12 protein-coding genes and 1 tRNA gene are annotated in these 14,971 nt (G+C 64.8%); 6 read left to right on the plus strand and 7 right to left on the minus strand.

Annotated elements, in window-relative coordinates:
• Positions 1-26: 26 nt before the first annotated feature.
• The 4 genes from KW836_RS19025 to KW836_RS19040 all read right to left on the minus strand — a co-directional run bounded on the left by KW836_RS19025 (position 27) and on the right by KW836_RS19040 (position 4,858).
• Positions 27-575 carry a DUF3455 domain-containing protein gene (locus tag KW836_RS19025; RefSeq protein WP_175124360.1) on the minus strand — a complete coding sequence of 183 codons (549 nt, stop codon included), beginning with the start codon at positions 573-575 and terminating at the stop codon, positions 27-29.
• 123 nt (positions 576-698) lie between these two features.
• A complete protein-coding gene (locus tag KW836_RS19030) occupies positions 699-2,102 on the minus strand; it encodes a trypsin-like peptidase domain-containing protein (RefSeq protein ID WP_218344416.1) in 1,404 nt (467 codons plus the stop codon).
• A 161-nt stretch (positions 2,103-2,263) separates the two neighbouring features.
• On the minus strand, positions 2,264-3,859 hold the full coding sequence (gene ggt / locus KW836_RS19035; protein WP_218344417.1) for a gamma-glutamyltransferase: 1,596 nt from the start codon (positions 3,857-3,859) through the stop codon (positions 2,264-2,266).
• Between the two features lie 24 nt (positions 3,860-3,883).
• Positions 3,884-4,858, minus strand: a complete 975-nt coding sequence (locus tag KW836_RS19040; RefSeq protein WP_175124358.1) for a tripartite tricarboxylate transporter substrate binding protein — start codon at positions 4,856-4,858, stop codon at positions 3,884-3,886.
• A gap of 215 nt (positions 4,859-5,073) precedes the next feature.
• Between KW836_RS19040 and KW836_RS19045 the strand changes: the two genes are divergently transcribed.
• The gene (locus KW836_RS19045; RefSeq protein ID WP_175185728.1) at positions 5,074-5,730 is read left to right on the plus strand and encodes a GntR family transcriptional regulator; all 657 of its coding nucleotides are present in this window, start codon (positions 5,074-5,076) and stop codon (positions 5,728-5,730) included.
• A 304-nt stretch (positions 5,731-6,034) separates the two neighbouring features.
• Here KW836_RS19045 and KW836_RS19050 read toward each other — a convergent pair.
• Positions 6,035-6,110, minus strand: a tRNA-His gene (locus tag KW836_RS19050).
• A gap of 217 nt (positions 6,111-6,327) precedes the next feature.
• Here KW836_RS19050 and KW836_RS19055 point away from each other — a divergent pair.
• Complete coding sequence (locus KW836_RS19055) at positions 6,328-7,785, plus strand: phospholipase D-like domain-containing protein (protein ID WP_175185727.1); 1,458 nt, start codon at positions 6,328-6,330, stop codon at positions 7,783-7,785.
• Between the two features lie 67 nt (positions 7,786-7,852).
• Here the strand turns inward: KW836_RS19055 and KW836_RS19060 are convergent, their stop codons facing one another.
• Positions 7,853-8,281: a PaaI family thioesterase gene (locus tag KW836_RS19060; RefSeq protein ID WP_056563788.1), complete on the minus strand. Its 429-nt coding sequence runs from the start codon at positions 8,279-8,281 to the stop codon at positions 7,853-7,855.
• 222 nt (positions 8,282-8,503) lie between these two features.
• Between KW836_RS19060 and KW836_RS19065 the strand changes: the two genes are divergently transcribed.
• The gene (locus KW836_RS19065) at positions 8,504-9,376 is read left to right on the plus strand and encodes an NAD(P)-dependent oxidoreductase (RefSeq protein ID WP_191579344.1); all 873 of its coding nucleotides are present in this window, start codon (positions 8,504-8,506) and stop codon (positions 9,374-9,376) included.
• Between the two features lie 57 nt (positions 9,377-9,433).
• Here the strand turns inward: KW836_RS19065 and KW836_RS19070 are convergent, their stop codons facing one another.
• Entirely contained in the window at positions 9,434-10,705 is a 1,272-nt protein-coding gene (locus KW836_RS19070; RefSeq protein WP_175185726.1) for an MFS transporter, read from the minus strand.
• 345 nt (positions 10,706-11,050) lie between these two features.
• On the opposite strand from KW836_RS19070, the gene KW836_RS19075 reads away from it, so the two are divergent.
• From KW836_RS19075 to KW836_RS19085, 3 genes are all read left to right on the plus strand, one after another.
• Positions 11,051-11,824 (plus strand): response regulator transcription factor, encoded by a 774-nt coding sequence (locus KW836_RS19075; RefSeq protein ID WP_218344418.1) that lies wholly within the window; start codon positions 11,051-11,053, stop codon positions 11,822-11,824.
• A gap of 478 nt (positions 11,825-12,302) precedes the next feature.
• Positions 12,303-13,181, plus strand: a complete 879-nt coding sequence (locus tag KW836_RS19080) for an Ig domain-containing protein (RefSeq protein ID WP_218344419.1) — start codon at positions 12,303-12,305, stop codon at positions 13,179-13,181.
• A gap of 263 nt (positions 13,182-13,444) precedes the next feature.
• Positions 13,445-14,968 carry an ATPase domain-containing protein gene (locus KW836_RS19085; protein WP_218344420.1) on the plus strand — a complete coding sequence of 508 codons (1,524 nt, stop codon included), beginning with the start codon at positions 13,445-13,447 and terminating at the stop codon, positions 14,966-14,968.
• Positions 14,969-14,971 lie beyond the last annotated feature (3 nt).

The raw sequence follows: 14,971 nt of genomic DNA on the forward strand, positions 1-14,971 counted from the left end.
CCGGACGTCCGTTCAGCGAACCAACCTCAGTTCGGTTTCCAGAACACGTAATCGGCCTGGTATTTGACCTGCGCCCGTTGGCCCTTGTTGGCCGCCGAGCAGGGCGTCTGCGGCGCGCCGCCGCCCGCGCGCACGAACCGCTGGATGTAGGTCACGCCGGTCAACAGACCCACGCCCGACGACGGATTGGCCAGGACGAGCTGGTCGTACAGGCGGTCCGGCCCGGCATTGGCGCGCACGGTTTCCATGCCGGTCAGCGTCGACCCGTCGGCTGCCCGCCAGGTTTCAGGCGGACTTTTGTAGGTGCCGGTCTGGCCGGATTGGCCCGCGCCAAGCGTCGCAGCCGCGCCCGCGATGACCCACGCGTAGCGCGCGCCGTCGGTCTGCGTCAGCCGGCATTCATACGTGATGTCGCCTTCCGCCGGCGCCTGCCAGACGATGCGGTTGTCGGCCGGCACCTGCATGATCTGCGGCGCCTTGTCCTGTGCGGCCGCGCCGGTCGCGATGACTGCGAGGCCGGCCGCCAGCAGCAGGCGGGGCAGCTTTTGGCGGGTGTGAGGCGGAATGCGGTTCATCCGTGCTCCTTCTGGCGGGCCGGGCGCGCCCGCGATGCATGGTTTGTCGTGACGGCTTGCCTTGGAACCGGCGCCGAACGCCGGGTCGGGCCATTCTGCCACGATTCCCGGGCAGCGCCTCGCTCAGTTCACCTGCAGCGTGTAGGCGGTCCGTCCGCGCAGCAGCGTCAGCACCAGCGGCTGCGCTCCCGCGCCGGTCAGCAGGTTGCGCAGGTCGGCAAGCGTGCTGACGGGGCGCTGATTCACGCCGATGACGATATCCCCGCGCTGCAGCCGCGCGGCCACGGGGCCGCGATCGGGAAACGTGGCGCTGACCGCGGCGCCGTCGTTGCCTTGCACGCGTTGCGCGCGTCCCACCTCGGAAAACTCCACGCCCATCATCCGGGCGTCCAGTGCACCTGCATGCAAGCGCTCGTTCTGCTCCGGCTCGATGCGCAGCAGGACCTCGGTCCTTGCGCCGGCGCGGGACAATCCCAGCCGCACCTGGCGCCCGACTGGCAAGAGGCCTTCCGCGTTGCGCAGTTGGGCGCTGGAGCCGATTGTCTTGCCGTCGATAGACAGGATCTGGTCGCGGGCCTGGACGCCTGCCTTTTGCGCCGGCGAGCCATCGGCGACGCGCGCCACGACGACGCCGGTCGATCCCGGCGCCAGTCCGAGCTGGCGGGTATTGCGCGGTGTGATGTCCAGCGTGTCCAGTCCAAGTCCGCCGCGCTGCACCTGCCCGTGCTGCAACAGTTGCTGCATGACTTCGCCCGCCAGATTCGACGGAATGGCAAAGCCGATGCCTACATTCCCGCCCGACGGCGTGTAGATCATGGTGTTGATGCCGACCAGGTCGCCGTTCAGATTGACCAGCGCGCCCCCCGAGTTGCCGGGGTTGATGGACGCGTCGGTCTGAATGAAGTTCTGGTAGCCCGCGGCGCGCAGGCTGGACCGGTCCAGCGCGGACACGATGCCGGACGACGCCGACTGTCCGAGGCCGTAGGGATCACCGATCGCCACCACGAAATCGCCCACGCGCAGGTCGCTGGAGTCGGACAGGGTCAGCGCCTGCAGGTGCTGCGCGGCGATGCGCAGCACGGCCAGATCCGTGTCCGGATCGCTGCCTACCACCGTGGCGTTGAAGCTGCGCCCGTCCTGCAGTGACACGCGGATGGCGGACGCCCCGCGCACCACGTGATGGTTGGTCAGGATGTTGCCCTGGGTGGCGTCGACGATGACGCCAGAACCCACGTTCTGCCGCAGGCTGCCGGGCGTGGACGCGCGGTCGCCGCTCGATGCCGCAGCGTCGGTAGACGCTGAAATATTGACGACGGCCGGCGTGACGCGTTCGAGCATTGGCGCCAGCGAAGGCAGCGGTTGACCACCGACTGCCACAGGCAGCGCGGCGCGGCCGGGCGTGGGCGCCGACGCCAGCACCAGCAGGCCGACGGCGGCCAGCGAGGCGGGTAAGCGTTGCAGGGTCAGAAGAAAACGCTGCGCTGAGCGCGCGCGTTTGAGGCGGGGCGGTGAAGCCGGGTGGGGCATTTCGGTCCTTCATGCAGCGACGCGGCAGTATCGGGCGGCGCTGCTGCAGGGATGTGACGGCGCGCGAAGGCGGCAGGCTGCCAGCGCACGGGCGCGCGCCGGCAGGTCACGGATTGTCGCCGAACTTCCGCAAGGGACGTCCGGCGTGCCCCCGCAACGCGTCAGAAGCCGACGGCTTGTCCGTCGCGGCGCGAGTCCGACGCCGCCACGTAGCCGCCTTGCGGCAAGCGGCAGATGAGCTGCGCCGAGCCGAACTCCAGGCTGTCCACCGGGGCCACCGCGACGTTGTGGCCACGCGCGCGCAGCGTGTCGACCACGTCGGCCGGCAGGTGCGATTCCACGTTCACGACCGGGCCCTTCTCGACGCGGAAGCGCGGCGCGTCGCTCATGGCCTGCGGGTTCTGGCCAAAGGCCGCCAGACGCGTGACCATCTGCAGATGGCCTTGCGCCTGCATCGAGCCACCCATCACGCCAAACGACATGACCGGCTGGCCGCCGCGCGTCACGAACGCGGGGATGATGGTGTGCATCGGCTTCTTGCGCGGCGCGACCTGGTTGACGTGGTCGGGCGTCAGCACGAAATTCAGGCCACGGTTGTGCAGGCTGATGCCGGTACCCGGCACGACCACGCCCGAACCAAAGCCGTGATAGTTGGACTGGATGAACGACACCATCGTGCCGCTGGCGTCCGCCGCGGTCAGGTAGACGGTGCCGCCGGTGGCGGGCGTGCCCGCGGTGGGCACGCTGGCGCGGTCCATCGAGATCAGGCGGGCGCGCTCGGCCAGATAGGCGCGGTCGAGCAGGGCGCGCGCGTCGGTGCGCATGTGGCGCGGATCGGCGACGTGATGGTGCAGGTCGGCAAACGCCAGCTTCATGGCTTCGATGCTGACGTGGTAGTAGTCGGCGCTGTCGCGGCCCATGCCTTCCAGGTCGAATTGTTCCAGCATGCCCAGCGCCATCAGCGCCGAGATGCCTTGGCCGCTGGGCGGGATTTCGTGCAGCTCGTAATCGCGGAACGACTGCGAGATGGGCTTGACCCATTCGGCCTGGTGTTCGGCCAGGTCGACGGCGCTGAGCGCGCCGCCCGTCTTGGCCGCGAAGTCCGCGATCTTGCGGGCCAGTTCGCCGCGGTAGAAGCTTTCAACACCGGTTTCGGCGATGTCGCGCAAGGTCTTGGCCTGGTCGGGAAAGCGCCACCATTCGCCCGCCTGCGGCGCGCGGCCCTGCGGCAGGAAGGCCTCGGCAAAGCCCGGCTCGGCCGCGAGCTTGGGCGCCTGATTGGCCCATTGGCGCGCAATGGTGGGCGACACCGCAAAGCCTTCCTCGGCATACGCGATGGCGGGTTCGAAGAGCTTGGCGAAGGGAAGCTTGCCGAAGCGGTCGGACAAGGCCTTCCAGCCCGCGATCTGACCCGGCACCGTGACCGTGCCCCAGCCGGTGCCCGGCATGGCGTCGCGGCCCTTGAAGTACTCGGGCGTCCACGCGGCCGGCGCACAGCCGCTGGAGTTCAAGCCATGAAGCTGGCCGTCGTGCCAGATCAGGGCAAACATGTCGCCGCCGATCCCGTTCATCACGGGCTCGACGACGGTCAGGGCGATCGCGGTGGCAATGGCGCTGTCAACGGCATTGCCACCGGCCAGCAGCATGCGTAGTCCCGCCTGCGCAGCCAGCGGCTGGCTGGTCGCGACCGCGTTGGCGGCCAGGACCGGCATTTTTCGGGAAGCGTACGGAAAAGACCAATCGAAGGGGGAGGACATGGGTGCTGGAACTCGTTGGAAAAATTACTGCGGGGTGATGCCGGCCTGGTCGATCAGCTGCTTGGTGCGCGGAATCTCGGCCTTGATGAAGGCGGCGAATTCCTCGCGGCTGCCGCCACGCGGCTCGGCGCCGGCTTCGGCGAGCTTACCGCGCAATGCGGGGTCGGCGAGCACTTTGTTGACGGCTTTGTTGAGCTTGTCGAGGATCGGTGCGGGCGTGCCTTGAGGCGCGACCAGACCGTACCACGGCGCGATGTCGTAGCCCGAGAAGCCTTGCTCGGCGATCGTCGGGATGTCCGGCGCCAGCGCCGAGCGCTGCGAATTGGACATGCCCAGCGCCAGCAGCGAGCCGCTCTTGGCTTGGGGCAGTCCGGTCATGATGGTGTCGAAGTACATCGACACCTGACCGCTCAGCAGGGCGGGGATGGCTTCGCCGGCGCCCTTGTAGGGCACGTGCAGGATGTCGATGCCAGCGACGGACTTGAGCATCTCGCCCGCCATGTGCGAGGTCGTGCCCGTGCCGAACGAGGCATAGGTCAGCTTGCCGGGATTGGCGCGCGCATAGGCCACCATTTCGGGCAGCGTCTTGAACGGCTGCGACGGATTGGCCAGCAGGATATTCGGCGTGTAGGCCACCATCGACACCAGCTCGAAAGCGTCGGGGTCGTAGGCCAGGCGTTTCTGCAGGAAGCGGTTGGTGACGACGGCGGCCGGACCGCCCATCAGCAACGTGTAGCCGTCCGCCGCCGACCGCGCGACCGACGCGCTGCCGATCGCGGCCGCGGCGCCCGGGCGGGCCTCGATGACGAAGGGCTGGCCCAGTTCGGCGGACAGCGCCGCGCCAAGCTGGCGCGAGATCAGGTCCGTGGCCGAGCCGGCCTGGAAGGGCACGACGATGCGCACGGGATGCTGCGGCCAGTCCGTGGCTTGCGCGGCCGCTTGCGCCCCGAAGGCCATCGCGGCGGCGCCTGCCAGCGCCCGGATGAGACGAAATTTCATGGATTCCCCTTGATCGCGTTATGGAAAGCGTATGGGCCGGGTCGGGTCTGATGCCCGTTCCGGCCGAGCGGGCGCGGTCTGCCGCGTCCTGCCCTGGATTAAACGCAACGCGCGAACCCCCGGCCATAGGTATTTGCATCCATGGATCATTGGATCCAATTTGTGTTATTTTTGCCCTTATCTATCATGGCGGCTTTCCAAGCCCGGGGACGTCAGTGCTGCAATTCCAGAAGACAGCCATCAGCGCCGAGGACGAGGCGTACCTGCATCTACAGCGCGAAATCCGCCTGGGCCGCTACGCGCCCGGCCAGCGCCTCGTGCCCGACGTGGTGGCCGCTGAGATCGGCACCAGCCGCATGCCCGTGCGCGGCGCGCTGCGCCGCCTGGCGTCGGAAGGTCTGGTCGAGATCCGCGCCAATCGCGGCGCCGTGGTGCGCGGCTTGAATCAGCAGGAGATGCTCGAGGTCTTCGAGATGCGCTCCGTGCTCGAAGGGCTGGCCACGCGCAATGCCGTGGAAAACATGGGCCCCGAACACCTCCGCCGGCTGTCGAACATGCTCGAGCAGCTGGACCAGGGCGCAAACGAAGATCTTGACTGGACCGCCGCGCACCGCGAATTCCATGAATACCTGTGCAGCTTCTGTAAACAACCGCGCCTGTTGAATCAGATCTCAGAACTGCATTCGGTTGTCGAACCCTACATGCGCCTCTGGGCTGCCCAACCCGGCCGCGTGCTGCGCGTGCGCGAATCGCACCAGGAACTGATCGACGCGCTACAGACCCGCGACGCGGCACGTTGCGAGGCCGCGATGCGCCAGCATGTACTGAATACGGTGCCCGCTTTGCAGGCGTTTTTGGAGCAGGGTGGCTGATCCCGGTGTCGCTGCGATAGCCATCCCTTGGCGCAACCGTGTCATGGGTGGCAGACACCGTTCATTCGCAACTTCGACCGGCAGCGGGGCGGCCGGTCGAATTTTGCCTTGCGATGCGTTTTGACGGGCGATTTGATGCGCGCTTTGGTGTGCGCTTTGATGTGCGCCGTGATGGTGCGATTTGACGAGCGCTTTGGCCCGCGACCCGACATGAAAACTTGTTATCCAGCGCCTGGATTATTGGATTTAATTAGCGCCAGAAAAGAAAAAAGCCGCTAAAAGCGGCTGATTTCAAATGAATTCTTGGGGTGGCTGATGGGGCTCGAACCCACGACAACCGGAATCACAATCCGGGACTCTACCAACTGAGCTACAGCCACCTCTGGTACTGCTTTGCACTTCAGTTTCCTTCAGTGCTTTCGTCGTTTTGCGCCTTTCAAATTTGCTTCGAAAGCTGCTCAACAACGAAGAGGCCGAATTCTAGCACGTTTTTTTGAAGGGTGTGAAATCGCCTTTAAAAAGTAGTCTTGCCACCGGCGGCAGCCTTGCTATTCTTGCGCTGGTTAACCACTGGAGGCCGTGTTTCAAGCCATCGCCATGGATCGCATACACGCATTTTTGATCGAATACTGGCCTCATGTTGCCTTTGCCATCAGCATCGTGGCGGGCACGGGCGCGGCGGTGCATGCCGCGATGACCAAGCAGGATGTGCGGGCGGCCATTGGCTGGGTGGGGGTGGCGATGTTCTCGCCGATCCTCGGGGCGCTTTTCTATTTCGTGGCGGGGATCAACCGCATTCGCAAGACGCGGGTGTCGCAGCAGCGGGACGACGCGATGCTCGAGGACGCTGGGCAGGTCGCGACGGCGCCGGTGGATGTGGTGCCCATATCGGGCGAGCAGTTTGCGTCATTGAAAGTGCTTGGCGACCGCGTCAGCCGGTTCGAACTGCTGGGCGGCAACCAGGTGCGGCCGCTGGCGGGTGGCGACGAGACGTATCCCGCGATGCTGCAGGCCATCCGCGAGGCGCGGCACACGGTGGCGATGCAGAGCTACATCTTCGATAACGATCCGATCGGGCGCGAGGTGGCCGAGGCGCTGATCGAAGCGCAGGCGCGCGGTGTGCAGGTGCGGGTGCTGATCGACGCCGTGGGTTCCAAGTATTCACGCCCGCCGATCGTGCGCATGCTGGCGAAGGCGAACGTGCCGGTGGCGCGGTTCATGACCAATCCGATGGGCGTGCTGCGCATGCCCTACGCCAATCTGCGCAGCCACCGCAAGGTGCTGGTGGTGGACGGACGTGTGGGGTTTACGGGCGGCATGAACGTGCGGGCTGCGTTTGTCAGCGCGCTGGCGGGGGACGCCACCAACCACGACACGCACTTCCGCGTGGAAGGGCCGATCGTGACGCAGTTGATGTCGGTGTTCGCGCATGACTGGAATTTCACGACGCACGAGTCGCTGTCCGCCAAGCCGTGGTTCGATCCTGACTACCTGCCGCCGTCGGGCCGTGTGCCGATCCGCTGCGTGCCGTCCGGCCCGGACCGCGCAATCGGCAGCACGCACAACATGCTGCTGGGCGCGTTGGCGGTGGCGCGGCATCACGTGCGGATCCAATCGCCTTACTTCCTGCCCGACCAGACGCTGATCGGCGCGCTGGCCACGGCGGCGCGACGTGGGATCGTCGTGGACATCGTGATTCCGGGCAAGAACAACCTGCGGCTGGTGGACTACGCGATGACGGCGCAGCTTGATCAGGTGGTGCGAACGGGCTGCCGCGTCTGGCGGTCGAGCGGTGCGTTCGATCACTCCAAGCTGATGACGGTGGACGGCGCGTGGACTTACGCCGGCTCGTCGAACCTGGATCCGCGCAGCCTGCGATTGAATTTTGAATTGGACACCGAGATCTACGATCCCGAGGTGGCGCGCTGGATCGGCGCGCGCGTTGATGCGTTGATCGCCAACGCGCATCGCGTGACGCTGGAAGATCTGCTGCAGGCGCCTTTTGCGAAGCGCCTGCGCAACAAGGTGATCTGGCTGGCCACGCCTTATTTGTAGCGTGGGTCCCTTGTAGCGAGGGTCCCGGCCGGCAAGCCTGTGCCGCCGGCCATGCCCGCTTCGTCGATCAGCCGTCCGAAGCCGGCACCGCCGCATGTCGCACCGCGAACACGGCGCTCGCCTTGAGCATGACGCGGCCCTCCACCTGAAGGCGGCAGGTCGCGTAGATGAGCCGCTTGCCCTGCTTGTCGATCTGCACGTGGGCTTCGAGCCAATCGCCCGGATTGACGGCATTCAGAAACTCGACGGACATCTGCGCCGTGACGACGGAGACGTGGGCGTCTTCGGAAATGACGAGGCCCAGCGCACTGTCGGCAAACGTGGCCAGAAATCCGCCGTGTGCCATGCCGTGCATGTTGCCGTGCGCCGTGGTGACCCGCAGGGCCAACACGTTGTCGGCCTTGCGGCGGTAGAACGGGCCCAGGTCGTTCAGGTGGCGCATGAACTGGCTGCTGGGATACCAAGGCGTGAAACCGGCGGGAAGGGAGTCTGTCATGGCTGGCGATGCAAGAGTCCCGTAGGACGATCCCCGAAAGTATTCCAGACGCGCCCGCGCAGGCATAGCGCGGTGATCGGGGCGCGGACGCACGCGGAATTGTCACCACGCCGTGCCCCCCCCCCCCCCGGCCCCCCCCCCCCCCCCCCCGGCCCAGCGCTCATCTTCTGAAGGTAAGATCTACGGCACAACAATCACCCTACATGGCAGGAGCATTTGAAGATGGCGAAAGTCGGCATGGTTGGTATCGGCCTCATGGGCCACGGCATTGCAAGCAACCTGGTCAAGCATGGTCACGCGCTGACCGTGCTCGAACACCCGGGCAACCAGCCGCTGGACGCGCTCAAGGCGGCCGGCGCGGTCAGCGTGACCAGCGGGGCCGAGCTGGCTGCGCAGTCGGATGTGATCATCCTGTGCGTCACCGGCAGCCCGCAGGTCGAAGCCGTGCTGCTGTCGCCGGCCGGTGTGCTCGAGGGGCTGCGTCCCGGCACCGTCATCATCGATTGCTCAACGGCCATTCCGTCGTCGACCGTGAAGGTCGCGCAGGCCGTCACCGAAAGCGGCGGACGCTTTCTGGACGCGCCCATGACGCGCACCCCGAAAGAAGCCGCCGAAGGCCGTCTTAACCTGCTGGTGGGCGGCGATGCGGCGTTGTTTGACGAATGCAAGCCGCTCTTGGCCTGCTTCGCTGAAAACATCACGCATGCCGGCCCGGTGGGCGCCGGCCATCGCATGAAGCTGCTGCACAACTATGTGTCGCTGGGCGTGGTGGCGCTGCTGTCCGAAGCCGCGGCGTGCGCGCTGCGTTCGGACATCGACCCGGCCGTCTTTGCGGAAGTGCTGGCCAAGGGCGGCGGCGGCGGTGTAGCGCTGGAGCGCATCAAGCCGTATCTGCTGGAACAGGATCCGTCGTCCCTGCGATTTTTCATGTCGAACGCGCAGAAGGATCTTTCGTACTACAACACCATGGCCGCCGAAGCCGGAGCGGTCCGCGAGATCGGCGCCGCCGTGCAGCAAACGTTCGATCAGGCCGTTGCGCAAGGCGGCGGCGAACGTTATGTGCCCGAGCTGGTGTCGTTGCTGAAAGACCGTTAACGCCTGCGGGCCGGGGGTGCGGCGCACCCTCGGCAAGTCGCCCAAGGCTCGGGCGATTCAGCGTCCGGCGGCAGGCACTGCCCGTGGCGCGCGCAGGATTCCGCGCGGCGGCAGGCGCATCGAGATGAATGCGGCCAGGAACAGCAGCGCGCCGGCCGACCCGAAGGCCACCCAGTGCGTGCCAAAGGTCTCGAACGCCCAGCCGCCCAGCCACGAGCTGATCATGCCGCCGATCTGGTGGCCCAGATACGTCAGCCCGTACAGCACGCCAACCAGCCGGATGCCATACACGTCCGCCAGGATGGCCGAGGACAGCGCGATGCTGCCGGCCCAGACGATGCCGCCGATGGTGGCGGCCAGATACAGTTCCCAGTGCGCGCCCACCATGACCAGCGCGAAGAATCCCAGTCCCCGCACCAGATAGATGGCCGCAAGGATGTTGCGGCGTTCGACCTGGTCGGACATGCGGCCCAGCACCAAGGTGCTGAAAATGGCGACCAAGCCAATCAGGCCGATGCCCAGCGAACTGGTGGTGGCGTCAAAGCCGTGGTCCATCAGCATGGGCATGCCGTGCGTGCCCAGCAGGTTCATGCTGAAACCACAGGCAAACAGACCCAGCGCGACCTGCCAGAACGGCAACGTGCGCAGGGCATCACCCAGCCCCGGCGCGGGCGCCTTGGCTGTCGGCTTGGCCGTGCCGGTCTTTTCGATGATCTGATGGGGCAGCAGGTCGGTGTGCTCGGGCGCCTCGTCGCGCATCACGAAAAGCGCGACCGGCACGGTCAGCAGCGCAAACAGCACGGCAAAGCCCAGCAGCGTTTCCTGCCAGCCGACCGCCGAGATGGCGTAGGTGAGCGTCGGGGTCATCAGCGCGATGCCGGCCATCGACCCGGTGGACAGGAAGAAGAGCGCCATGCCGCGCTGGCGCGTGAACCAGCGACTGATCACCGGCGTCAGCGCGACCGGACTGGTGAAGGCCAGACCCACGGATAGCGCAACGCCAAAGGCCAGCAAAAATTCGAGGGGTCCGCGCGCGAAGACGGTCCAGATGGAAGCCAATACCACGATGGCCGTGCCGGTCAGCAGGACGAAGCGCGTGCCGCGGATGCTGACCAGATAACCCGCCAGCGGCATGCCCAGGCCATAGCACAGCATGCCGATGGCGACGATGCCCGACAGCAGGCTGCGCGAAAAACCCAGGCTTTCGGCCATGGGCAGAAAGAACGGTCCGATGCCCATGCGCAGGCCGACCGTAAACAGGGTGAGTACCGTGGCGGCACCGACGATGTTCCAGCCGAAATACCAGCCGCCCGACTCTTGCTTATCCAATCCGCTTCTCCTCGATGTCTTTTTTGTGGCCGCTTGCGCGCCAGGACTTGCAGACACCGAGGGCGGGCACGGAGGGACGCTCCGCTGTCGACAGGGGGTGGGAAGGACCAGGCGTGAATCGGCTTGCTTGCGCCGGCGGGTTTGACGCCAGACGCGTCATATTACTCCTGGCTATAAAGCGATGGCGGCAAGATTGAGTCATCCTGTCCGGTGAGCGGTCACCCCAAGTTTTTAATAAATATCCGATTTCGGGACGGGGACTGCATACCTATACTCGCCTGCGCAGCGTGCTGGCAATTTGCCGGCCGTATTGGACACTTTTCAATTCTTCCTGGCTGTTCAACGATGCCGTATTCCGAACAACCGCTGCGGTGGAGGCAGTATCAATACCGGTCCATTCCGGACGAATTTCTGGCATCGCGTGATGCGGAGTCAGTCATTGGCCAAGCCAGCGCCTTGCCCAGTGGCTCCAAAGCCTACATCGTGGACGAGGACGAGTCTTCGGTGTGGGCGGTGCGCCGGACGCTCGCCGACTTCTCCATCGAAGTCGTGCAGAGCCGAACAGTCGACGAATTCCTGTCTATTTATTCAGCGGGCGAGTGCGACTGTCTCATCATGGATTTCGGGAAGGCGGCTGCCGATACCGCGATACAGCGCGACCTGGTTCAGGTCAACGCGGCGTTGCCAACCATCTTCATCAAGGCCGAACCCGAATTCGGAGATGCCGTCGAAGCCATGCGGCGCGGCGCCGTCGATTTCTTTGCCAAGCCCTTGAACTCAAGCCGGCTCTGCCAAGCCATTCACCATGCACTGCGCCTGAGCCGCCGCGCTCACCTGAACCGGCTCCGATCAGACCAGGAAGAAGCACGCAAAGCGATGCTCACGCCGCGTGAACTGGTGATTGTCCAAGGCGTCATCGCCGGGCATTCCAGCAAAGAGATCGCAGAGCACCTCCATATTTCAGTCCGTACCGTCGACAACCACAAGGCGCGCATTTACTCGAAGTTGAACATCAACACCTCGCTCGCCTTGGCCCGCCTTTTCATTGGTCTGATAAAGCCGGTCAGCGACGGCAGGCTTACTGAGTCGCCTCGCCATTTTTTGCCTGCAAAGAGGTAGTTCTACTCTGCATTTCGGCCTGTTGATCTTGAAATAATGTGACGCCCAGTTTCCAGATTCGTTGACGCAGAACGTGGCCTACAGCCTTGCGCGACGCCGTGATTTAAATGCAAAGCGGCAAAGCGGCGCATCAAGGTCTGATTAAAGGGCACGAGGTAATTGGGGGCTCGCACGCCAGGCTGCCGCGCCTGGCCTGTAGAGAGACGTGTAATGCGCACTGCGCATCGTTGATTAAGTCACAAGGACCGTTATGAATAAAAAGATAATCTCCCGATTCGCGTGCTTGGGAGCCGCTGTTGGACTGATCGCAGTCACGCCTGGCCAAGCCATCGCTGCCGAAGACTTCAAACCGCCCGTGGGGAAAATCACTCAGCGTGCCGCGCCTGCCAAGGGGGCACCTTCATCCGGCACCAAAGCGCCGGCAGCGTCCGCGGCAACCACGGGATCTCAAGACATCACCCGCGCCCGCCCGGCTGCCGTGGCACCGGACAAGGGCCTCTCCATCACCTCGGGCGCAACGCTCAATTCCCAGTTGATCCGGGTGCGCACGTCGGGCGGCACCGGGGCTTTGAACTTCCGGCTGCTTGATACCAGCGGCAAACCCGCCGAACTGCCCACCGGGCTGGTGTTCGGATCCGACGGTTCGCTGTCTGGCGCCGCTCCTTCTGTGGCCAGCCCCAAGACATTGACGTATCTCATCCAGGTCGAAGACAGCGGCGGCGGCAAGGCCAGCCGTACCGTGCAACTGACCATCAATCCGCCCTTGAACGTCGAGGGCGGCTCCATTCAAGCGACGGCGGGCGGGCGCATCAAGAGCCCCGTCAAGTTCATCAACGTCAGCGGCGGCACCGGCAACTACGCCGTCTCCTATTCCAATCCCGACGGCAGCGCCATGCGCATGCCTTCCGGGCTGGTGCTTGACGGCAGCGGCCGTGTCAGCGGCGCGGTGCCCAAGTCCCTGGAAAAAATGGCGGGGCTCACGGCCACCATCAGCGACGAGGGCGGCGCCCGCGTTTCCATTCCCGTCGATTTCAACCTGGCGCCCGCGCTGGAGGTCTCCACCCTTCCGATCGAACTCACGGCGGGCGCCACGATGCCGTCGGCGGTGCCGGTGGTCAGCGCCACGGGCGGAAGCGGTGCGGTGCGCTACACGCTATTCGACAAGGACGGCACGACGCCCGCCCGGCTTCCGGAAGGCCTGAAGTTCGACGAGGCCACCGGCACGCTACGGGGCCTGGTGCCGCCGACGCCGCAAGAAGGCCGGTATGTGGTGTTGGCCCAGGACGCCGGCGGCGGCGAGGCCAGCGCCCGATTCGAATGGAAGATCAATCCTCAGCTTCAGATTTCGTTCGAATAAGCCGGTTCACCCGCAAGACGCCCGCCTTCTGCATTCGCATGCAGAAGGCGGGCTTTTTGCGGGTTGCATTGCGCCTTTGTTACATGGCCAAGCGGCATGCCAGGCCGTGCAATCCCGCGCTGACCTCCTTCTGGTCGGACTTGAAGCCGCGATTCTCGTCCGACGGGTGCGATTCAGTACGTAACATATCTTTCGTGCTGGATGCCATTCGGGATTGACGATGGCGATATGCTTGCTTTCTCACTCGTTTTTACGGGAAAGCCATGAGCGCAACGATTGAAGAACAGACTGCGGCTTTCAAGCCAGATCCCCGAATTTCGACCGGAAACCTCGGCATCGACGACGTTCTCGGCGGCGGCTTGGATCCCAACAAAATGTATCTGTGCGAGGGAAGGCCGGGCACGGGCAAGACGACCATGGGAATGCAATTCCTGTTGGAAGGCGTCCGCCACGGCGAGCGCGCCCTTTATGTCGCGCTTTCCGAAAGTCCGGCCGAACTCAGTCTGGTTGCCCACCGCCACGGGTGGTCATTGGACGGTGTCGAGATCCTGGAACTGGTGTCCGAAGACGTGTTGGATCCCGAGCGGGAACTCACCGTTCTGCACCCCGCCGAGATGGAGCTGACCGAGACCACGCGCCTGATCCTGGACAAGGTTGAACAGCTTGACCCAGCACGGGTCGTCATCGATAGCCTGTCGGAACTGCGCCTGCTGGCGCAGGGCTCACTGCGTTATCGCCGGCAGATTCTGGCAATGAAGCATTTTTTCGCCAATCGCCGGTGTACGGTGATCCTGCTGGACGATCAGGCGGCCAAAGAGGACGACCTGCAATTGCACTCGATCTCGCACGGCGTCATCGCACTTGAGCAATTGGCGGTCGACTATGGCGCCCAGCGACGGCGGCTGCGCATATTGAAAATGCGCGGCATGGATTTTCGCGGTGGCTACCACGACTTCACGATCAGGAAGGGCGGGCTCGAGGTCTATCCGCGGCTCGTTGCGGCGGAGCATCACAAAGAGTTTGCCCCGACGCCCACGCCCAGCGGCAACGCCGAACTGGATAGCTTGCTGGGCGGCGGGTTGGACCGCGGGACGAATGTTCTGCTGATCGGCGCGGCGGGGGTGGGCAAGTCTTCGCTTGCGGCAACCTATGCGCTGGCATCGACGCAGCGCGGCGAGCACGCAGCCATTTTCGCGTTCGACGAGTCCCGGGCCACATTCTTCGCGCGCTCACGTGCGCTGGGAATGCCGCTGGAATCCGCGCTGGACGCAGGGCTTCTGACCTTTAAGCAAATTGATCCCGCGGAGATGGCGCCGGGCGAATTCACCGCGATGGTTCGCCGCGCGGTCGAAAATGATGGCGCGCGCGTGGTGGTGTTCGACAGTTTGAACGGCTATCTGAACGCCATGCCCGACGGGCGCTTTTTGATTCTGCAGATGCACGAATTACTGAGCTACCTGGGGCAGCAGGGCGTGACGACGGTGATGATCCTGGCCCAGCACGGTCTGGTGGGCCCGATGGAAACGCCCATGGACATCAGCTATCTCAGCGATACGGTGATCATGTTGCGGTATTTCGAGCACGACGGACGCGTCCGGCGTGCCATCTCCGTCGTCAAGAAGCGCAGTGGCGCGCACGAACATGCCATCCGCGAATTCAGCATGTCCGAAGATGGGCTGATCGTTGGCCCGCCATTGACCTCGTTTGACGGAATCTTTTCGGGAACGCCGCAATACACCGGCGACGATTTGCGCCTTTTGCTGAACAATCCCGATGCATCGACCTGAGGA

The organism is Achromobacter sp. ACM05 (genome assembly GCF_019218915.1).
Classification (GTDB): Bacteria; Pseudomonadota; Gammaproteobacteria; order Burkholderiales; family Burkholderiaceae_B; genus Achromobacter; species Achromobacter animicus.

What these genes read in the sequence shown, in the direction of transcription:
- KW836_RS19025 (WP_175124360.1), bottom strand. Translation starts at nt 575, where the DNA reads ATGAACCGCATTCCGCCTCACACCCGCCAAAAGCTGCCCCGCCTGCTG.
- KW836_RS19030 (WP_218344416.1), bottom strand. Translation starts at nt 2,102, where the DNA reads ATGCCCCACCCGGCTTCACCGCCCCGCCTCAAACGCGCGCGCTCAGCG.
- ggt (WP_218344417.1), bottom strand. Translation starts at nt 3,859, where the DNA reads ATGTCCTCCCCCTTCGATTGGTCTTTTCCGTACGCTTCCCGAAAAATG.
- KW836_RS19040 (WP_175124358.1), bottom strand. Translation starts at nt 4,858, where the DNA reads ATGAAATTTCGTCTCATCCGGGCGCTGGCAGGCGCCGCCGCGATGGCC.
- KW836_RS19055 (WP_175185727.1), top strand. Translation starts at nt 6,328, where the DNA reads ATGGATCGCATACACGCATTTTTGATCGAATACTGGCCTCATGTTGCC.
- KW836_RS19060 (WP_056563788.1), bottom strand. Translation starts at nt 8,281, where the DNA reads ATGACAGACTCCCTTCCCGCCGGTTTCACGCCTTGGTATCCCAGCAGC.
- KW836_RS19065 (WP_191579344.1), top strand. Translation starts at nt 8,504, where the DNA reads ATGGCGAAAGTCGGCATGGTTGGTATCGGCCTCATGGGCCACGGCATT.
- KW836_RS19075 (WP_218344418.1), top strand. Translation starts at nt 11,051, where the DNA reads ATGCCGTATTCCGAACAACCGCTGCGGTGGAGGCAGTATCAATACCGG.
- KW836_RS19085 (WP_218344420.1), top strand. Translation starts at nt 13,445, where the DNA reads ATGAGCGCAACGATTGAAGAACAGACTGCGGCTTTCAAGCCAGATCCC.